The organism is Bradyrhizobium sp. AZCC 2176 (assembly GCF_036924645.1).
Classification (GTDB): Bacteria; Pseudomonadota; Alphaproteobacteria; order Rhizobiales; family Xanthobacteraceae; genus Bradyrhizobium.
In genome coordinates, this window is sequence record NZ_JAZHRX010000001.1 from 3808646 (window position 1) to 3827742 (window position 19097).

General features: G+C 63.6%; 17 protein-coding genes. 15 read left to right on the plus strand and 2 right to left on the minus strand.

The features are described from left to right. The first annotated feature begins 4 nt into the window (after window positions 1-4). From V1288_RS17795 to V1288_RS17810, 4 genes are all read left to right on the plus strand, one after another. Window positions 5-2053 carry an elongation factor G gene (locus V1288_RS17795; RefSeq protein ID WP_334358265.1) on the plus strand — a complete coding sequence of 683 codons (2049 nt, stop codon included), beginning with the start codon at window positions 5-7 and terminating at the stop codon, window positions 2051-2053. Window positions 2054-2187: 134 nt separating this feature from the next. Next, window positions 2188-3021, plus strand: coding sequence for a shikimate dehydrogenase (locus tag V1288_RS17800; RefSeq protein ID WP_334358266.1), 834 nt, complete (start codon window positions 2188-2190; stop codon window positions 3019-3021). 134 nt (window positions 3022-3155) lie between these two features. Beyond that, window positions 3156-3734 carry a hypothetical protein gene (locus V1288_RS17805; protein ID WP_334361342.1) on the plus strand — a complete coding sequence of 193 codons (579 nt, stop codon included), beginning with the start codon at window positions 3156-3158 and terminating at the stop codon, window positions 3732-3734. Window positions 3735-3811: 77 nt separating this feature from the next. Further along, window positions 3812-4438 carry a hypothetical protein gene (locus V1288_RS17810; RefSeq protein WP_334358267.1) on the plus strand — a complete coding sequence of 209 codons (627 nt, stop codon included), beginning with the start codon at window positions 3812-3814 and terminating at the stop codon, window positions 4436-4438. 179 nt (window positions 4439-4617) lie between these two features. On the opposite strand, the gene V1288_RS17815 is transcribed toward V1288_RS17810, so the two are convergent. Further along, complete coding sequence (locus tag V1288_RS17815) at window positions 4618-5754, minus strand: alpha-hydroxy acid oxidase (protein WP_334361343.1); 1137 nt, start codon at window positions 5752-5754, stop codon at window positions 4618-4620. A gap of 105 nt (window positions 5755-5859) precedes the next feature. Between V1288_RS17815 and V1288_RS17820 the strand changes: the two genes are divergently transcribed. The 11 genes from V1288_RS17820 to V1288_RS17870 all read left to right on the plus strand — a co-directional run bounded on the left by V1288_RS17820 (window position 5860) and on the right by V1288_RS17870 (window position 17616). Further along, window positions 5860-6060, plus strand: coding sequence for a hypothetical protein (locus V1288_RS17820; protein ID WP_334358268.1), 201 nt, complete (start codon window positions 5860-5862; stop codon window positions 6058-6060). 208 nt (window positions 6061-6268) lie between these two features. After that, complete coding sequence (glmM, locus tag V1288_RS17825) at window positions 6269-7615, plus strand: phosphoglucosamine mutase (RefSeq protein WP_334361344.1); 1347 nt, start codon at window positions 6269-6271, stop codon at window positions 7613-7615. A 147-nt stretch (window positions 7616-7762) separates the two neighbouring features. Continuing rightward, window positions 7763-9022, plus strand: a complete 1260-nt coding sequence (locus V1288_RS17830; protein WP_334358269.1) for an MFS transporter — start codon at window positions 7763-7765, stop codon at window positions 9020-9022. Between the two features lie 294 nt (window positions 9023-9316). Then, window positions 9317-10144 (plus strand): outer membrane protein, encoded by an 828-nt coding sequence (locus V1288_RS17835; RefSeq protein WP_334358270.1) that lies wholly within the window; start codon window positions 9317-9319, stop codon window positions 10142-10144. A gap of 209 nt (window positions 10145-10353) precedes the next feature. After that, the gene (locus tag V1288_RS17840) at window positions 10354-11178 is read left to right on the plus strand and encodes an outer membrane protein (protein ID WP_334358271.1); all 825 of its coding nucleotides are present in this window, start codon (window positions 10354-10356) and stop codon (window positions 11176-11178) included. An 82-nt stretch (window positions 11179-11260) separates the two neighbouring features. Then, window positions 11261-11851 carry a glutathione S-transferase family protein gene (locus tag V1288_RS17845; RefSeq protein ID WP_334358272.1) on the plus strand — a complete coding sequence of 197 codons (591 nt, stop codon included), beginning with the start codon at window positions 11261-11263 and terminating at the stop codon, window positions 11849-11851. A 17-nt stretch (window positions 11852-11868) separates the two neighbouring features. Then, window positions 11869-12339, plus strand: a complete 471-nt coding sequence (locus V1288_RS17850) for a GNAT family N-acetyltransferase (RefSeq protein ID WP_334358273.1) — start codon at window positions 11869-11871, stop codon at window positions 12337-12339. Between the two features lie 227 nt (window positions 12340-12566). Continuing rightward, window positions 12567-12761, plus strand: coding sequence for a hypothetical protein (locus V1288_RS17855; RefSeq protein WP_334358274.1), 195 nt, complete (start codon window positions 12567-12569; stop codon window positions 12759-12761). 79 nt (window positions 12762-12840) lie between these two features. Beyond that, a complete protein-coding gene (locus tag V1288_RS17860) occupies window positions 12841-14013 on the plus strand; it encodes a phosphoserine transaminase (protein WP_334358275.1) in 1173 nt (390 codons plus the stop codon). Between the two features lie 166 nt (window positions 14014-14179). After that, window positions 14180-15769: a phosphoglycerate dehydrogenase gene (serA, locus tag V1288_RS17865; RefSeq protein WP_334358276.1), complete on the plus strand. Its 1590-nt coding sequence runs from the start codon at window positions 14180-14182 to the stop codon at window positions 15767-15769. Between the two features lie 182 nt (window positions 15770-15951). Next, window positions 15952-17616 (plus strand): mucoidy inhibitor MuiA family protein, encoded by a 1665-nt coding sequence (locus tag V1288_RS17870; protein ID WP_334358277.1) that lies wholly within the window; start codon window positions 15952-15954, stop codon window positions 17614-17616. Window positions 17617-17693: 77 nt separating this feature from the next. Here the strand turns inward: V1288_RS17870 and V1288_RS17875 are convergent, their stop codons facing one another. After that, window positions 17694-19046 (minus strand): esterase-like activity of phytase family protein, encoded by a 1353-nt coding sequence (locus V1288_RS17875; RefSeq protein ID WP_334358278.1) that lies wholly within the window; start codon window positions 19044-19046, stop codon window positions 17694-17696. Window positions 19047-19097: the final 51 nt, after the last annotated feature.

Here is a 19097-nt window from a genome sequence, read left to right on the forward strand (position 1 = left end):
GGCAATGGGACAAGACGTCAGAAGTCCCCGAGGTCCACGGTGCATCGCACTGGTGGGCCCTTTCCAGAGCGGTAAAACCACACTGTTGGAGGCAATATTGGCGCGAACGGGCGCCATTAAAAATGCCGGCAGCGTTGATGCCGGAACTTCCGTCGGCGATGCCAGCGCCGAGGCGCGCCATCACAAGATGGGCGTAGGCCTTAGCGCCGCCACCACCACCTTCATGGGCGACAGCTACACCTTTATCGATTGTCCCGGCTCGATCGAGTTCGCGCATGACATGCGCGCCGCGCTGCCCGCGGCCGATGCCGCGGTCGTGGTCTGCGAGGCGGACGAAAAAAAGCTGCCGCAACTGCAGATCATCCTGCGCGAGCTGGAAGATTTGGGAATTCCGCGTTTTCTGTTTCTGAACAAGATCGATCGCGCCAACAAGCGCATCCGCGAGACGCTGGCGACCTTGCAGCCGGCATCGCGCGTACCGCTGGTGTTGCGGCAGATCCCGATCTGGAACGGCGACTTGATCGAAGGTTTTGTCGATCTCGCGCTGGAGCGGGCCTTCGTCTACCGCGAGCACAAGCCGTCGGAAGTCATTGCGCTGGAAGGTGGCGATCTCGACCGCGAGAAGGAAGCGCGCTTCTCGATGCTGGAAAAGCTCGCCGACCACGACGACGCGCTGATGGAGCAGTTGCTGGAAGACATCCAGCCGCCGCGCGACGCGGTGTTCGACGATCTCGCCCGCGAGTTGCGCGAAGGCCTGATCTGCCCGGTGCTGCTGGGCGCAGCCGCGCGCGAGAACGGCGTGCTGCGGCTGATGAAGGCGCTGCGGCATGAATCGCCCGGCGTTGCCGAGACGGCGAAGCGCCTCGGCGTATCGTCGCAGAAGGAAGCGCTGGCCTATGTGTTCAAGACGCTGCACCTGCAGCACGGCGGCAAGCTGTCGCTGACGCGGCTGCTGTCCGGCCGCCTCGATGACGGCGCGACGCTGCAATCCTCTTCCGGCGAAGCCGGGCGGGTTTCCGGCATCCTCGCCGTGAGCGGTGCGCACGACACCAAGCGGGCCGCGGCCGAGGCCGGCGAGACGATCGCGCTCGGCAAGCTCGACGCGATCAAGACCGGCGATACGCTGTCCGGCGGCAAGACCGCGCCGGCGGCGCTGGTGCAGATCGCGCCGACGCCACCGGTGCTGGCGATGTCGCTGGCGGCGACCGACCGCAAGGACGACGTCAAGCTCGGGCAGGCGCTGCTGCGGCTGAACGAGGAGGATCCGTCGCTGACGATGATCCAGAACCAGCAGACCCACGACATCGTGCTGTGGGGGCAGGGCGAGATGCATCTGCGCGTCGCGCTCGAGCGCCTGCGGGATCGTTTTGGCGTCAACGTCAAATCGCAGCCGCCGGCGATCGGCTATCAGGAGACCATCCGCAAATCGATCACCCAGCGTGGCCGCCACAAGAAGCAGTCCGGCGGCCATGGCCAGTTCGGCGACGTGGTGCTGGAGATCAAGCCGATGCCGCGCGGCTCGGGCTTCGCATTCGACGAAAAAGTCGTCGGCGGCGCGGTGCCGCGCAACTATATCGGCGCGGTGGAGGAGGGCGTGGTCGACGGCCTCCTGAGGGGCCCGCTCGGCTTCCCCGTCATCGACGTGCAGGTGACGCTGATCGACGGCTCCTACCACAGCGTCGATTCCTCCGATCTTGCCTTCCGCACCGCGGCGCGGATCGGCATGAGCGAGGCGCTGCCGCAGTGCCAGCCGGTGCTGCTGGAGCCGATCCACATGGTGGAGATCGTCTGTCCGACCGAAGCGACGGCGAAGATCAACGCCATCCTGTCGGCGCGGCGCGGCCAGATCCTGGGTTTTGACACCCGCGAGAACTGGCCGGGCTGGGACTGCGTCCGCGCCACCATGCCGGAGGCGGAGATCGGCGACCTGATCGTGGAATTGCGCTCGGCCACCGCCGGCGCCGGCAGCTTCACGCGGGCGTTCGACCGCATGGCCGAAGTCACCGGCCGCGCCGCCGACCAGATCATCGCCGCGCATCGCGTCGCGGCGTAATTAGCGGCGGGATCGCCGCGGCCTTGGCCAGCCGCGGCGGCCAGCCTTTGGCTTGACACGCCTCCAGGGAAGATAAATTGATCGTCGTGGCCGGGCTCATCCCCGGCCATCGACGTCTTGAGGAGGTTGTTGCCGTGCCTAAACCCCCCGCCGCCTGCCTGATCGGATGGCCGGCCGCGCATTCGCGCTCGCCGTTGATCCATCATTACTGGCTGCGGACGCTCGGCATCGCGGGCGGCTACGTCATCGAAGCCGTGCCGCCGGACGAGTTTCAGGATTTCGTGTTTCGGCTGTCGCTGCGCGGTTTCGTCGGTGCCAACGTCACCATTCCGCACAAGGAGCGCGCGCTTGCGCTGTCGAAGCCCGACGAGCGCGCCCGCGCGGTCGGCGCGGCCAATACGCTGTGGTTCGCCGACGGCGAACTGTGCTCGACCAATACCGACGTCGAAGGTTTTATCAACAATCTCGACGCCTGTGCCGATGGATGGGACGCATGCGAGGACGCGCTGGTGCTGGGCGCCGGCGGCTCATCGCGCGCCGTTCTGTTTGGTCTGCTCGACCGCGGCATCAAGCGGGTGCATCTCGCCAACCGTACCATGGAGCGCGCCAGTGCGCTGGCGAATCAATTCGGGGCGAGCGTTGTCCCCGTGGCGTGGGATGCGCTCGGCGATCTCCTGCCGCGCGCCGGGCTACTGGTGAATACGACTTCACTCGGCATGAAGGCTCAGCCGCCGCTCGAGCTCGATGTCGGGCTGTTGCCGTCGCACGCGGTCGTAGCCGATCTCGTTTACGTGCCGCTCGACACGCCATTGCTGACGGCTTCGCGCGCGCGCGGGCTGAAGACCGCCGACGGGCTCGGCATGCTGCTGCACCAGGCGGTGCGCGGCTTCGAATTGTGGTTCGGCCGGCGCCCTGAGGTGACGGCGGAACTTCGTGCGCTGGTCGAAGCCGATCTCACAAATACATGATCGGCTGATCGCGGAAACTTGAGCCGGAATTTTCGGGAAATGCCGGGGTCAATGGCTACGTCAGTGCAGCCACCGGAGACTCCAGCATGTCCGTCAGCCACCTTCAGCTCGTTCGCTTGCTTGCCGCCGTCGCGATGGTGGCAGGCTCCACGCTTTACGCGATCGCCCAGCAGCCGCCCACGCCGACGCGCGTTCGCGGCACCGTCGAGGCCGTCGACGGCGACGTGCTTGCCGTCAAGTCGCGCGGCGGCGAGGACGTCAGGCTGCATATGACCGGCGACATCAACATCGTCGGTATCAACAAGATCGCGCTGTCCGACATCAAGGTCGGTTCCTTCATCGGCACCACCACGGTGCCGGGACCGGACGGCAGCCAGAACGCGGTGGAGGTGCATGTGTTTCCGGAAGCCATGCGCGGCACCGGCGAGGGCTCGCGGCCCTATGACCTGCGTCCCAACTCCACCATGACCAACGCCACGGTGGCGGAGTCCGTGATCGGCAATGACGGTCACACCCTGATGATCAAATACCGGGGCGGGGAGAAGAAAGTCGTGGTCTCCCCGGAGACGCCGGTCGTGACCTACGTTCCCGCCGACAAGAGCGACCTCAAGCCCGGCGCCAAGGTGATCGCCTTCATGAAGAAGCTGCCGGACGGCTCGCTCGAGACCAGCCGGGTCAGCGTCGGCCGCGACGGGCTGACCCCGCCGATGTGAAGTGGCCGCCTGGAATAGCAACCCCCGTGCGGGGTTTGCGTTGAGTTGGGCGCCAAAAACACCTCGGGAGGAATACCATGCTGAAATCTTCTTCATGGCCGCGCGGGTTTGCGGCCTCGCTGGGCCTTGTCGCGCTGTTGGCAACAGAGGCCTGGGCGCAGCAAATGCCGACGGTGCGGATTCGCGGCACCATCGAGGCCGTCGACGGGCCCATGCTGTCGATCAAGTCGCGCGAGGGCACCGACCTGAAAGTGCGCGTCACCGACAATGTCGCGGTGTTCGGCGTGGCCAAGACCGAATTGTCGGACATCAAGGAAGGCTCCTATATCGGCGTCACCGGAATGCCGGAGCCGGACGGCACCCAGAAGGCGGTCGCCGTGCATATCTTCCCGGAGAACCAGCGCGGCGCGGCCGAAGGTTTCCGGCCCTGGGACCAGCGGCCGAACTCCACCATGACCAACGCCACCGTCGCCCAGACGGTCAAGGGCACCGACGGCCAGAACATCCTGGTCAAGTACAAGGACGGTGAAAAGAAAGTCGTGGTGCCGGAGGGTACGCCGATCGTCACCTTTGTCGCCGGCGACAAGTCCGAACTGAAGCCGGGCGCGAAGATCATCATCTTCGGCGCGGTGAAGAAGGACGACGGCACGCTCGAAGCCAACCGCGTCAACGTCGGCCGCGACGGCATCACACCGCCGATGTGATCGTCCTCAAATCTCTCAATTGGTCGTCCCCGCCTGGTGCGCAGTTGCGCACGGGCGCGGGGACCCATAACCACAATTGTTCATTGTGAAGGGGAGCTGTCTACCACATCGCTAAGCCGAAGGGCCGCGGCGTATGGGTCCCGGCGTTCGCCGGGACGACGAGAGACTAAGCCGCCGCCTCAAACCGCCAGCACGTTATCGTCGATCTCGGCAATGGTGTTGACGCCGCACAATCCCATCGTGGTGAGCATTTCCTTGGCGAGGATGTCGAGCGCCTTGGTGACGCCGGCTTCGCCGCCGGCGCCGAGGCCATAGGCATAGGCGCGGCCGATCATGCAGGATTTGGCGCCGAGCGCGAGCGCCCGCACCACGTCCATGCCGGTGCGGATGCCACCGTCGAACATGATCTCCATTTTCGAGCCGACGGTGTCGACGATTTCAGGCAGCACCTCGATCGACGACGGCGCGCCGTCGAGTTGCCGGCCGCCATGGTTGGAGACGACAATGGCCTGTGCGCCGGTCTTGGCCGCGATCTCGGCGTCCTCGACGTCGAGAATGCCTTTCAGGATCAGCTTGCCCGGCCAGATCGAGCGGATCCAGTCGATGTCCTTCCAGTTCAGCGAGGTGTCGAACTGCGACGCCGTCCACTCAGAAAGCTTCGTGAGGTCCTCGGTGCCTTTGACATGGCCGACGATGTTGCCGAAGGTGCGGCGCTTGCCGCGCAGCACGCCGGCGACCCAAGACGGCTTGCTGGCAAAGTCGAGCAGTTTCGACAGCGACCATTCCGGCGGCACCGTCATGCCGTTCTTGATGTCCTGATGGCGCTGGCCGATCACCTGCAAATCGACGGTCAATACCAGCGCCGAGCATTTGGCCGCGATCGCGCGCTCGATCAGCGCCTTGATGAAGCCGCGGTCCTTCATCACGTAGAGCTGGAACCAGAACGGCTTGTCGACGGCGGCTGCGATATCCTCGATGGAGCAGATCGACATCGTGCTCTGGGTGAAGGGAATGCCGGCGGCCTGTGCGGCGCGGCAGGCGTGGATCTCGCCGTCGCCATGCTGCATGCCGAGCAGGCCTACGGGCGCGAGGATCAAGGGCATCGCGGCGGGCTCGCCGAGGATCGTGGTGGAGAGATCGCGCTTGGAGACGTCGACCAGGACGCGCTGGCGAAACTTGATCTGCTGAAGATCCTCGGAATTGGCGCGCAGCGTGTCCTCGGTATAGGAGCCGCGGTCGGCGTAGTCGAAGAAGGCCTTGGGAACGCGCCGCTTGTGCAACTGGCGCAGATCTTCGATGCAGGTGATGTGCTTCATGGACGCCCGGCCCTTCTTGAACTTCTTCGCTGCGTTGTCATCTAGCATGGTTGGATGGCCAGCCAAATCGCATCTCGCGGCACCAATCCGAGTGGAGGGAAATCCATGACCGGACCGCGCACCGTTTCCAATCCCGACGCCGGCGACAAGAAATTCTCCCGAGATCGCGAGGAAAAGCGCCGGCTCGACGACGCCCTGGAGGAGGGGCTGGAAGAAACCTTTCCGGCATCCGACCCGGTCAATGTCACCCAGCCAGCGCCCTCGAAGGGGGACAGCCACGTCAAGCGGGGCGGCGGGCGATCCTGATCCAGGCCAGACATTTGGGTATAAATTACAATAATAACATATACTTATATGTTGATCGGGGCCGCTTCCGGCCGTAATGATTCATCATATTTTTTGAAGCCATTTTAGCGGCTGAGGGATTATAACCGCGGCACGCTACGATGGTGGGCGTTCGGGGATTCGTGGCCTTGCATGGCCTTGAAGAAGACCTGGAATGGCTGGGGGTCACATGAGCCGCAAATATTTCGGTACCGACGGAATTCGGGGCCGCGCCAATGGTCTGATCACGCCGGAGCTCGCGCTCAAGGTGGGGCAGGCTGCCGGCCTGGTGTTTCAGCGCGGCGATCATCGCCACCGCGTCGTCATCGGCAAGGACACCCGCCTCTCCGGCTACATGATCGAATACGCCATGGTGGCCGGCTTTACCTCGGTCGGCATGGATGTGCTGCTGCTCGGCCCGATGCCGACGCCGGCGGTCGCGATGCTGACCAAGTCGATGCGTGCCGATCTCGGCGTGATGATTTCAGCTTCGCACAATCTGTTCGAGGACAACGGCATCAAGCTGTTCGGCCCGCAGGGCTTCAAATTGTCCGACGACGTCGAAAAGCAGATCGAGCAGCTGCTCGACGAGCCGATCGACCGTCGTCTCGCGCAGAGCGCCAGCCTCGGGCGCGCCCGCCGTATCGACGGCGTGCATGACCGCTACATCGAATTCGCCAAGCGCACGCTGCCGCGCGAGCTCTCACTCGACGGCCTGCGCGTCGTGATCGATTGCGCGCACGGCGCGGCCTACAAGGTGGTGCCGGAGGCGCTGTGGGAACTGGGCGCCGACGTGATTGCGATCGGCGTCGAACCCGACGGATTCAACATCAACAAGGAATGCGGCTCGACTTCGCCGGAAGCGCTGGCGAAAAAGGTGCGCGAGATGCGCGCCGACATCGGCATCGCGCTCGACGGCGACGCCGATCGCGTCATCCTGGTCGATGAGCGCGGCCATGTGGTCGACGGCGACCAGTTGCTCGCCGTGATCGCGCAAAGCTGGAAGGAAGACGGCCGTCTCGCCAAGCCCGGCATCGTCGCCACCGTGATGTCCAATCTCGGCCTCGAGCGTTTTCTCGAAGGACAGGGGCTCGGCATGGTGCGCACGCCGGTCGGCGACCGCTACGTGCTCGAGCAGATGCTGACGCAGGGCTACAATCTCGGCGGCGAGCCGTCTGGCCATATCATCCTCTCCGACTACGCCACCACGGGCGACGGCTTCGTCGCCGCGCTGCAGGTGCTGGCCGTGGTGCAGAAGCTGCGGCGTCCGGTGTCGGAAGTGTGCCATCGCTTCGATCCGCTGCCGCAGATTCTGAAGAACGTGCGCTACCGCTCCGGCAAGCCGCTCGACCATGCCGAGGTGAAATCGGCGATCATGGACGGCGAGAATCGCCTTAACGGCCACGGCCGGCTGCTGGTCCGCTCGTCCGGCACCGAGCCCGTGATCCGCGTGATGGGCGAGGGCGACGACCGCATCCTGGTCGAGGACGTCGTCGATCAGATCGTCAATGCGCTCGGCCACGCCGCGGCGGCATAAGCGCGTTTTGTTTTGACGGCACAGGAGCGCTGATCGGTGGTGCGGCAACGCATCGCAGCCATAAGCTATTGATGATGGTCGCGACGATGGCCCGGTCGTAGAAGACAGGCATTGCCTGTCCGCGAATCCTTTTTCGGGAATGCGCTCTTGAACAAGCCCGTCATCGTCTCAGAGGAAGCGTCGACCGCACCGGTCGTCGTGCAGGATGCGGCCCCAAGCCTCGCCGCCAAGGCGGCCGCGGCCGGGCCGGCCTATGTCGTGCTGGCCGGGATCAGCTTCTCGCATTTCCTCAACGACACCATGCAGTCGCTGATCGCCTCGGTCTATCCGATCCTGAAAGACGCTTACGCGCTGGACTACGGGCAGATCGGCATGATCACGCTGGCGTTCCAGTTCACCGCGTCACTGCTGCAGCCCGTGGTCGGGCATTTCACCGACAAGAAGGCGCAACCGTTCTCGCTCGCGATTGGCATGGGCTTCACCTTCTTCGGACTGCTGCTCCTGAGCGTCGCGCATCTCTATCCCATCATCCTGATCGCGGCCGCCCTGGTAGGCCTCGGTTCGGCGGTGTTCCATCCGGAATCGGCGCGGATCGCGCGTCTCGCCTCGGGCGGGCGTTACGGTTTTGCGCAATCGGTGTTTCAGCTCGGCGGCAGTTTCGGTACGTCGATGGGGCCGGTGCTGGCGGCGCTGATCGTGGTGCCGTTCGGCCAGCCGAGCATTGCCTGGTTTTCATCGATCGCGTTTCTGGCGATCGTGATCCTGTGGCGGATCGGCGTCTGGTACAAGCCGCAGATCGTGACGAAGAAGTCGGTTGCGGTGGAACGTCATCCGGACCTGCCGGATTCCCGGCGCGTCAGGATCGCGCTCGCGGTGCTGGTCGCGCTGCTGTTCTCGAAGCAGCTCTACGTGTCGAGCCTGTCGAGCTATTACATCTTCTATTTGATCGACAAGTTTCAAGTGTCGACGCAGACAGCCCAGCTCTACCTCTTCATTTTTCTTGCCGCCAACGCGGCGGGTGCATTCTTCGGCGGCCCGCTCGGCGACCGCTTCGGCCGCAAATACATCATCTGGTTTTCGATCCTTGGGGCGCTGCCGTTCACGCTGGCGCTGCCCTATGCCGGCCTTGCTGCGAGCGCCGTGCTGACGGTGTTCATCGGCCTCATCCTCTCGTCGGCGACGTCGTCGATCATTGTGTTCGCGCAGGAACTGATGCCGCACCGCTTCGGGATGATCTCGGGCGTGTTCTTCGGCGTCGCCTTCGGCATCGGCGGACTTGGTGCAGCCGTGCTTGGCAAGCTCGCCGACCACACCGGGATCGCCTTCGTCTATCACCTCTGCGCGTTCTTGCCCGCGCTCGGCCTGCTCGCGGTGTTCCTGCCGAAGATGCCAATGCACGCGCGCTGAGCGCGCCGAAGTTCTCTGGGGTAGGGGTGTGTCGATCACGTCAACAAAATCGTAACGGCGGCGGCGATCGGATTTCAATACGCCGTTAGGATGTGTGGCGTTTCGCCGTTTCTCGTGTTCGCAAAATGCATCGTGACGCGCGTCCCGCAAACAGCGCGAGGAAAAAGTCAGAGATTGTCAACCTTAATAATTAGGGTTAAGCGCCGCTTAAGCATTTAATGCCATCGTCCGTCCGTGAGTTTTTGAAGTGAGGATTTTTCGCAGTCAGCCTCACCGGACAAAAGGACGAAGCCCATGCGTAGCGTTAAGTCATTCATTGCCGCCGGTGCGGCCACTTTGTTGTCCCAGGCGGCGTTTGCTGCCGACATGGCGATCGCGCCTCCTCCATACGCGCCGGCCCCGGTGGTCGAAGACTTCGGCGGCTGGTATCTGCGCGGCGATATCGGCATGACCAATCAGAGCGCGAAGAAGATCGACAGCTTGACTGCGCAGACCTTCCCCACCACCACGGTGGGTCTCGGCTTCGACAGCTCGACGCTGTTCGACCTTGGTATCGGCTATCGCTTCAACAACTGGTTCCGTGCGGACGTGATCGGCCAGTATCGCGGTCGCGCCAACCTCCACGGCTCGGACAACGTTTTCCTCGGGCCCGATGACGTCGGAGCCAACAACTACAGCGGCAGCAAGTCCGAGTGGGTTGTCATGGCGAATGCCTATGTCGACCTCGGCACCTGGTGGTGCATCACGCCGTTCGTCGGCGCCGGTGTCGGTGGGTCGTACAACAAGCTCAGCGGCTTCCGCGACGACGGCGTTCGCTATACCGCCGGCACCCTGACCAACAGCGTTACCTACTTCGCCGACAACGGGAAGTGGAATTTCGCCTGGGCGGCCCATGCCGGTCTCGCCTACAGGGTCAATCCGGCGTTTACCGTCGAACTCGCCTACAGCTATATGAATCTTGGCGATGCCGCGCCCGGCAACTACCGCGCGTTCGACAACAGCATCTCGGGTGCGACGTCGATCAAGATCAAGGACATCACCTCGCATGACGTCAAGCTCGGCGTGCGCTGGGATCTCACCAGCCCGCAGGTTTACGCGCCGCCGCTGATGCGCAAAGGTTAATTGCGACTTCCATTCGTTAACGGTTGCGAAGCGGCGCGGGAGTTTCCCGCGCCGCTTTGCTTTGGGCATGCGACGCGGATGCAGCGGCTGACGAAAAATGCTCGCCGATTTTCCGACAAGAAATCGCCAATTGGATGCCGCGAGAACGATTGGTTAAGGTTAACAGGCGATGATCAACGCAAGTTCAGAGTGTCGGATGGAGCGTTGCGATGCGTCGATTCTTGCTGGTGGCGGTGGTGTGCGGAGCGGCGAGTGTCGCCCAGGCGGCCGATATGCCGGACCTGCCGTTTCTCCGCGGCAGCTTCAGCGAGGGCCTGAGCACCAGCACTGTAAACTGGGAAGGCGGCTACATCGGTGGACATGCTGCCTATGGCACTTCCAACATGAATTTTGCGAATTCGACGAGGACCATGGCGGCGCGCCTCTTGGACGGCACGGAGATGGAGAGCGTCCAGCGAATATCGGAGTGGCCGATCATGGGAAAAGTTTCGGCCCACGGAGAGGGGTTCGGCGGATTCGTCGGCTACAACTTCCAATGGACCGACGTCGTCGTGGGCGTTGAATTGAATTACACGCACGGCAAGTTTGGGGGTTCGCAGACCGGCAGGATGTCGCGGATCTTCGCGCTTCCTTCCGGGTACACGGTTGGCGCGACCTATGAAGGGGCAGCGCAGATGAATATTTCCGACATGGGAACGCTTCGGGTCCGCGGCGGCTATGCGTATGGCTCGTTCCTCCCTTATATGTTTGCCGGCATAGCGCTGGGGCAAGCCGACATTATACGTAGCGCGCGTGTTTACGGAACTCAGGTCAATCCGGCCGCCGCGCCGGGATTCCAGAACATACCATTCGATGTCAGCGCGACCGACGGCCAGTACAGCCATTTGATCTACGGCTATTCGTTCGGTCTCGGCACCGAAGTGATGCTGATGGCGGGCCTGTTCATGCGCGCGGAATGGGAATACGTGCGCTTTGCCTCTTCGGTCGACACCAGCATCAACACGGTCCGCGCCGGTCTCGGCTACAAATTCTGATCTCGCCGCGGCAAGCGCCGCTCCGGCGCCGTTGACAGATTTGCCGCCGCCTGTTGCAGTGTCGCCGTAACGAGGGCGGCGCATGAGGGTCTACGGCGATACCAATTCCGGCAATTGCCTGAAGGTGAAGTGGGTGTGCGATTATCTCGCGCTGCCCTACACCTGGATAGCGGTCGATACGCTCAAGGGCCAGTCGCGCACCGCGGAGTTTCTCAAGCTCAATGGCGCCGGCGAGGTGCCGGCGGTCGAGCTCGACGACGGCCGCACGCTGGCGCAGTCCAACGCCATCATCCGTTATCTCGCACGTGGCTCGCACCTCATCCCGCAGGACGCGTACGCGGAAGGGAAGATGGACGAGTGGCTGTTCTGGGAACAGTACAGCCACGAGCCTTATGTCGCCGTCTGCCGCTTCCAGATGTTCTATCTGAAGAAGCCGGTTTCCGACCTCGATCCCGACAAGGTCAAACGCGGCTATGCGGCGCTGGCGCGGATGGAGCACCAGCTTGCCACCACGCCATTTCTGGTCGGCGACGCCGTCACGCTCGCCGACATTTCGTTGCTGGCCTATACGCGCGTGGCGCATGAAGGCGGCTTTCATCTCGACGGCTACGCCGCCGTTCGCCGCTGGATCGGCGCGACCGAGAAATACCTCGGCCTGCCGCCGGCGCGCTGACTTCATCGGAAATCGTCATGCCTGCCGTCTCAGAGGTCACCATCCGCCGCGCCCGCCGTGAGGACGTCACGCCGATCGTCGCCATGCTGGCGGACGATCCGCTCGGCGGCGGTCGTGAACAAATCGAGGACCCGCTGCCGCAATGCTATTTCGTGGCGTTCGAGCAGCTCGCACGCGATCCGAACATTCAGCTCGTCGTCGCCGAGGACAGCGATGGCGCTGTGGTCGGCTGCCTGCAACTCTGCATCCTGCCGGGGCTGAGTTCGCAGGGCGCCTCGCGCGGCCTGATCGAGGATGTCCGCGTCGCCAAACACTGCCGCAGCCGCGGCATCGGCGAACAGATGGTGCAATGGGCGGTTGCTGAAGCGCGGGCGAAGCGATGCAAACTGGTCGAACTTCTGACCCATCACACCCGCGTCGATGCGCAACGATTTTACGAGCGGCTCGGATTTGCGCGCAGCCATGTCGGCATGACCTTGCGGTTTTGATGGCCATGGCGTTTTCGAGCGAAACCTGTCCCGCAGAGAAAGCGCATCGGAATGAAGGTCAGCCGACTGCGGTTGAGGCGTATTTGCGATGAATGCCTGAGGTAGTCGTCACTCCACGATCCGGTTAACAACCGATAAACTACGCGTGCGTCCGTGATTTTACGGACCGGAACGTCTCCGCTATGCCGACGTCTCCCATGGGGGCTTGGGCAGCTTGGGGATTTCCGATGAAAAGATATTCGATTGTCCGGATCGGAAGCGAATATGTCGTGCAGGCGGGAAAGACCAGCATTCTGAAGGTTTCGAGCCGGCGGGTGGCGGCCAAGCTGGTCACCGATGCGGCCGAACTCCTGCAGCAGGAGCCGGCTCCCTCCGTGGACGAGCTCCCATCAATCGGGCGTGAAGCTCCCGAAGTTCCTTGACGATCGGGCGCGATTCCCTTAATGACCGCGGCGGGACACCTCCCCCCAACGGGAGGCTTACTATCTGGAAGGATAGATCATGACTGTAGCGAAGCCCGCTTCGCGGCCGAACGTGCCGCATTTTTCTTCCGGCCCCTGCGCCAAGCGCCCCGGCTGGAATCCCCAAAATCTCAAGGACGCCGCCCTCGGCCGCTCGCATCGTGCGAAGGTCGGCAAGGCCAAGCTCAAGCTCGCGATCGAACTGACGCGCGAAGTGCTTGAAGTGCCCGCCGATTACAAGATCGGCATCGTGCCGGCGTCCGATACCGGTGCGGTCGAAATGGCGCTGTGGTCGCTGCTCGGTGCGCGCCCCGTCACCACCATCGCCTGGGAATCCTTCGGCGAGGGCTGGGTCAGCGACATCGTCAAGGAATTGAAGCTCAAGGACGTCACCAAGCTGCATGCCGGCTATGGCGATCTTCCCGATCTATCCAAGGTCGATCAGGCGTCCGACATCGTCTTCACCTGGAACGGCACGACCTCGGGCGTACGTGTGCCGAACGCCGACTGGATCAGCGCGACCCGCGAAGGCCTCACGATCTGCGACGCGACATCGGCCGCCTTCGCGCAGCCGCTCGATTTTGCCAAGCTCGATGTGGTGACGTTCTCCTGGCAGAAGGCGCTGGGCGGCGAGGCCGCGCATGGCATGCTGATCCTCTCGCCGCGCGCAGTGGAGCGGCTCGAGACCTACAAGCCGGCCTGGCCGCTGCCGAAGATTTTCCGTCTGACCAAGGGCGGCAAGCTCAACCAGGGCATCTTCGAAGGCGAGACCATCAACACGCCCTCGATGCTGTGCGTCGAGGATTATCTCGATGCGCTGAACTGGGCGAAATCGATCGGCGGCCTGAAAGCCCTGATCGCACGCGCCGACGCCAACACCAAGGTGCTTTCGGACTGGAAGGCGAAGACGCCGTGGATCGATTTCCTGGCAAAGGATGCATCGATCCGTTCCAACACGTCAGTGTGCCTGAAGTTCACAGATCCCGCGATCACCTCGCTGACGGCGGATGCGCAGGCTGAATTCTCCAAGAAGCTGGTCGCTTTGGTGGAGAAGGAAGCCGCCGGTTACGACTTCGCCTATTACCGCGATGCGCCGGCGGGCTTGCGGATCTGGTGCGGCGCCACCGTGGAAGCCGCCGACGTCGCGCTGTTGACGCAGTGGATCGACTGGGCGTTCGCCGAGACCAGGGCCGCGCTGCCGAAGGCGGCCTGATCGTCACCCTCCCCTGGAGGGGGAGGGCCGACGCACCCGAAGGGTGCGTCGGGGTGGGGTGATCTCTCCGCACCCGACGCACGCAGAGTTCGCATCGACAGTTTCATCCCACCCCGGCGCTGCGCGCCGACCCTCCCCTCCGGGGGAGGATGAAGGAAACATTCCAATGTCCAAACCCAAAGTTCTCATTTCCGACGCGCTTTCTCCCGCCGCCGTGCAGATCTTCAGGGATCGTGGCGTCGAGGTCGACTTCCAGCCCAATCTCGGCAAGGACAAGGACAAGCTCGCCGAGATCATCGGCAATTACGACGGTCTTGCGATCCGCTCCGCTACGAAAGCCACCGCCAAGATCATCGACAAGGCCAAGAACCTGAAGGTGATCGGCCGCGCCGGCATCGGCGTCGACAATGTCGAGATCCCGGCGGCTACCGCCAAGGGCATCATCGTGATGAACACGCCGTTCGGCAATTCGATCACGACCGCCGAACATGCCATTACCTTGATGCTGGCGCTGGCGCGTGAAATTCCGCAGGCCGACGCCTCGACCCAGGCCGGCAAGTGGGAGAAGAACCGCTTCATGGGCGTCGAGATCACCGGCAAGACGCTGGGCGTGGTCGGTTGCGGCAATATCGGCTCGATCGTCGCCGACCGCGCGCTCGGCCTGAAAATGAAGGTGGTGGCGTTCGATCCGTTCCTGTCGCCGGAGCGCGCCAAGGATATCGGCGTCGAGAAGGTCGAGCTCGACGAACTGCTGAGGCGCGCCGATTTCATCACGCTGCACACGCCGCTGACCGAGAAGACAAAGAACATCATCGACGCGGCGGCGCTCGCCAAGATGAAGAAGGGCGTGCGCATCGTCAACTGCGCGCGCGGCGGCCTGGTCGACGAGCAGGCGTTGCTCGATGCGCTGAACTCCAAGCACGTCGCGGGCGCCGCCTTCGACGTGTTCGTCGAGGAGCCCGCCACCAAGAACGTGCTGTTCGGCCATCCCAACGTGATCTGCACGCCGCATCTCGGCGCCTCCACCACGGAAGCGCAGGAGAACGTCGCGCTGCAGGTCGCCGAGCAGATGTCGGATTATCTCCTGACCGGCGCGATCTCGAACGCGGTGAATTTTCCATCGATCACCGCGGAAGAGGCGCCGAAGCTGAAGCCGTTCATCGAGCTCGCCGAAAAGCTCGGCTCGTTCGCAGGTCAGCTCACCGAGAGCGGGATTTTGAAGGTCCAGATCACCTATGAGGGACACGTCGCCGAGATGAAGATCAAGGCGATCACGTCGGCGGTGCTGTCGGGCCTGCTGCGGCCGATGCTGGGCGAAGTCAACGTGGTCTCCGCGCCGGTCGTTGCGAAAGAGCGCGGCATGGTGGTGGACGAGATCGTGCGCGCGGCGCAGAGCGATTATGAAAGCCTGATCACCGTGACCGTCACCACCGAACGGCAGGAACGCTCGGTGTCCGGCACCGTCTATCACGACGGCAAGCCGCGGCTGGTCGACATCAAGGGCATCCGGGTCGACGCCGAGTTCGGCAAGTCGATGATCTACGTCACCAACGAGGACAAGCCCGGCTTCATCGGCAGCTTCGCCGGCTTGCTCGGCGACGCCAAGATCAACATCGCCACCTTCCATCTCGGCCGCGTCAAGCAGGGCGGCGATGCCATCGCGCTGGTCGAGATCGACGGCCCCGTGCCGCCAGATGTGCTGGCCAAGGTACAGAAGCTGCCTCAGGTGAAGCAGGCCAAGGCGCTGGCGTTCTAAGCGACGCCGTCTTCGAGGCGCTTTCGGCAGAGGAAGGTGCCTTATGCTTTCGCCGCGTCACGTCGCGGCGAAAGCACGTGGAAATCCCGATCGAACCAGTTTCTCCCTCGCTGCGTCTCATGACCGGGAGTGGTGGGCGTAGTTGCGCGTTGCCATCAGGCGAGCGGTTCAGGAGGGTATCCATGCGATTGATTACGAACTGCTTTTTAACGACGAGCCTCGTCGTGTTCACGGTGCTTGCCGCCGGCGAGACGTGGGCGGTTGACGTGGCCGCCAGCTCGGCGGTCGATGCCGTCACCGTCTATCCCGACGGCGCCAGCGTCACGCGGATCGTCTCGCTCGATCTGCCGGCGGGCGAGAATTCGGCCGTTCTGAAGGATTTTCCGCTCACGCTGGATCCGTCATCGCTCCGGGTCGAGGGCGAGGCGGGCGCGAAACTCACGATCGGCGCGATCGACGCAAAGCCGCCGCGCGCGGCGCCGCCGGTCAATCTGCCCGAGCTCGACAAGCACATCGAGGCGCTGAAGGACGAACGCGCCAATCTGCAGGGCGCGATCGATGCGGCGACTGCCCGGCGCAAATTTGCCGAGCGCTTTGCGGATACCTCGCCGGCCGGAATCGGCGACAAGGGCGAGGCGCGGCCGATTGCCGAATGGCGTGCGGCTTTTGCCGTGGTCGGCGAGGAAATCGCCAGCGCCGACACTGCCATTCGCGATGCCGTGCGCAAGCAGCGCGAACTCGACCGCCAAATCGCGCGCCTCGAACAGGACCGGGCGCAGAAGCCGCCAAGCAAGCTGGAAGTTAAGATCGAACTCGCCGCCGCGGCCGCGACCAAAGCGACATTGCGGGTCACCTATGCCGTGCGCAACGCGCGCTGGATACCGCTCTACGATGCCCGCCTCGACACCGGCGCCAAGGACCGCAAGCCCGCGCTCGAGCTGGTGCGCCGCGCCGAAATCACCCAGGCCACCGGCGAGGACTGGTCCAACGTCGCGCTCAGCGTCTCGACCGTGCGCACCGCGCGCGGCGGCAGCGCACCCGATCTCAATTCGCTGATTGTGCAATATCCGCAACCGCCGCGTCCTGCCCAGTCGGCCAGCGGCGGCTTGATGGATAATGCGAAGCCGTTGCTGCGCGCAGCGCCGGCGCCCCAGGTGGCGGAGGCGCTCTCCGGGAGGGCCGACGAGCAACAGGCCACGGCTGATGTCAGCGGCTTCCAGGTAGTGTTCAAAATTCCGGGCCGCGTCAGCCTCAGTGCGAGCGAAGGCGCCAAGAGCCTGCGTGTTTCCACTGCCACCATCGCCCCCGATATCGCGGTCCGCGCGGCGCCGGTGCTGAATCCGACGGCGTTCCTCGAAGCGAGCTTCAAGCAGAACGAGGACGCGCCGCTGTTGCCGGGCCGGGTAGCGATCTACCGCGACGGCGCCTTCGTCGGCCGCGGGCAGATGGCCGCCGCCAACAAGGACGAGACCGTGCGGCTCGGCTTCGGCGCCGACGACAAGGTCAAGATCGAACGCGCCGTTCTCAAGCGCAACGAGGGATCGGCCGGCCTGATCGTGACGACGTCGAAGACCGACGAGCGCGCGTTCAAGACCAATGTGCGCAACGGCCATGATTTCCCGATCCGGATCGCGATCGAGGATCAGTTGCCGGTCAGCGAGAACGAGGAAATCCAGGTCGAAATGCTGTCGTCCACGACGCCGCCGACCGCGAGCAACCTCCGCGACAAACGCGGCGTGCTGGAATGGGCGTTCGAGGCCAAGGCGGGCGAGGTCAGGGACATCAACTTCGCTTGGCGAATCCGCTGGCCCAAGGACAAGGGCGTCGTGATGGTACCGGCGGGCTAGCAGCGGCGAGGCTACAGGTGACGCACAGTCGGCTCTCCCTCTCCCCGTTCTTCACGGGGAGAGGGAGCTAACCGGCGTCACTTCGCCTTCAGAAACTCCCCGACTTCCAGCAGCACGAACTCGTTGTCGTCCGCCTTGTTGGGATCGCGGCTCGAGGAGAACGGCAGGTTGTTGTCGTTGCCGACGATGATATGGGTGTCGTCGACGCGGTCGACGTTCTCGATGGTGAAGAACGGGAAGGTCAGCACGCCGTCGTTGAGCGGCTTGCGGGCCTTCTTGTCGGGATCCTTGATCTTCATCAGATCGATATAGGCGATCTTGCGCACCGGCTTGCCGACATTGGCCTCGGAGAGCTCGACCTTGTAGACGCGCTTGAATTTTGCAAGGTCCGGAAAGCAGTTCTCGCCACGCTGGCCGGCCGCGCAGGCCTTGTCGGCGGTGCCTTCGCCATTGTCGCGCTCGATGATCAGGCCGCTTGACGCGTCGATCATGTTGAAGTCGCCGATGGCGTGGCCGTTCTGCTCGAACACATAGTGCCAGTAGCGGCCGGTGAATTTTTCGGTGGCAACATCAAATTCGAGGATTCGGGAGGCTTCCTTGCCATCGACCTTTTCAAAATCCTTCTTCTCGGCGTCCCACAGCGGGCCTTCCAGCAGGCCGTACAGGAACTTGCCGTCCTTCGAGGCGGCAAAGCCTTCATAGCCCTTGGAGCGGCGCAGATTGACCGTGGTGTAGCTGGCGCCAGGTGCGCCCGGCGACTGCACCGACCAATGGTCGGGCGAGCGCACCGGCTTGCCGTCGGCAGGGGTTTCGAAGACGGCCAAGATCTTGCCCATCCTGTCGGCCTTCAGCACGTAGGGGCCGAACTCGTCGCCGATCCAGAAGGTGTCGCCGATGATCTGAAAACCTTCGGTGTCGAAGTCGGCGCCGGTGAGATAACGTTTTGCGGTGTCCTCATGCAGGATGCGGAACGGCACCTTCCTGTCGAGATCGTGCAGGAAGATGGTTTCCTGCCGCTCGATCTTGCCGCTCGCCCAGTCGATCTTGTGGCGGTTGAGATACAGCATCGAATCCGCCGAGTTGTAGCGCGAGCCCATGCCATTGTCGGTGAGCACCCAGAACGAACCGTCCGCCATCATCTTGATGCCGGAATGGCCCTGCAGCGGCTGGCCCTTGAACGGCAGCGACACACCGGTGGGGCGCTCGTAGGATTTTCCCATCACGGTGCCGACGGCGTCGACGCGGCGGCCAGTGGTGTACTTGCCCGCGGTCTTGAGATCGTCAGGCGCGTCCGTGGGCGCGTCGATGAAGGTCTGCGCCGGCAGCACGGCGTGCCCCTTCAGCGTGACGGGAAACTCGCCTTCGCCCTGCGCAAATGCAGCACTGGCCAGAAAGACGGACGCGACGGAGCAGAGCAATGACACGCGCATGGCGGATCTCCTGTGAATGACGATGCGGAGTGTCTTGCGGAGCGGCCGTTA

Bases quoted from the DNA above. Each gene is read 5' to 3' on its own strand.
- V1288_RS17795 (WP_334358265.1), top strand. From the start codon at position 5: ATGGGACAAGACGTCAGAAGTCCCCGAGGTCCACGGTGCATCGCACTG.
- V1288_RS17835 (WP_334358270.1), top strand. From the start codon at position 9,317: ATGCGTAGCGTTAAGTCATTCATTGCCGCCGGTGCGGCCACTTTGTTG.
- serA (WP_334358276.1), top strand. From the start codon at position 14,180: ATGTCCAAACCCAAAGTTCTCATTTCCGACGCGCTTTCTCCCGCCGCC.
- V1288_RS17810 (WP_334358267.1), top strand. From the start codon at position 3,812: ATGCTGAAATCTTCTTCATGGCCGCGCGGGTTTGCGGCCTCGCTGGGC.
- V1288_RS17815 (WP_334361343.1), bottom strand. From the start codon at position 5,754: ATGAAGCACATCACCTGCATCGAAGATCTGCGCCAGTTGCACAAGCGG.
- V1288_RS17860 (WP_334358275.1), top strand. From the start codon at position 12,841: ATGACTGTAGCGAAGCCCGCTTCGCGGCCGAACGTGCCGCATTTTTCT.
- V1288_RS17875 (WP_334358278.1), bottom strand. From the start codon at position 19,046: ATGCGCGTGTCATTGCTCTGCTCCGTCGCGTCCGTCTTTCTGGCCAGT.
- V1288_RS17840 (WP_334358271.1), top strand. From the start codon at position 10,354: ATGCGTCGATTCTTGCTGGTGGCGGTGGTGTGCGGAGCGGCGAGTGTC.
- V1288_RS17850 (WP_334358273.1), top strand. From the start codon at position 11,869: ATGCCTGCCGTCTCAGAGGTCACCATCCGCCGCGCCCGCCGTGAGGAC.
- V1288_RS17805 (WP_334361342.1), top strand. From the start codon at position 3,156: ATGGTGGCAGGCTCCACGCTTTACGCGATCGCCCAGCAGCCGCCCACG.
- glmM (WP_334361344.1), top strand. From the start codon at position 6,269: ATGAGCCGCAAATATTTCGGTACCGACGGAATTCGGGGCCGCGCCAAT.
- V1288_RS17820 (WP_334358268.1), top strand. From the start codon at position 5,860: ATGACCGGACCGCGCACCGTTTCCAATCCCGACGCCGGCGACAAGAAA.
- V1288_RS17870 (WP_334358277.1), top strand. From the start codon at position 15,952: ATGCGATTGATTACGAACTGCTTTTTAACGACGAGCCTCGTCGTGTTC.
- V1288_RS17855 (WP_334358274.1), top strand. From the start codon at position 12,567: ATGAAAAGATATTCGATTGTCCGGATCGGAAGCGAATATGTCGTGCAG.
- V1288_RS17845 (WP_334358272.1), top strand. From the start codon at position 11,261: ATGAGGGTCTACGGCGATACCAATTCCGGCAATTGCCTGAAGGTGAAG.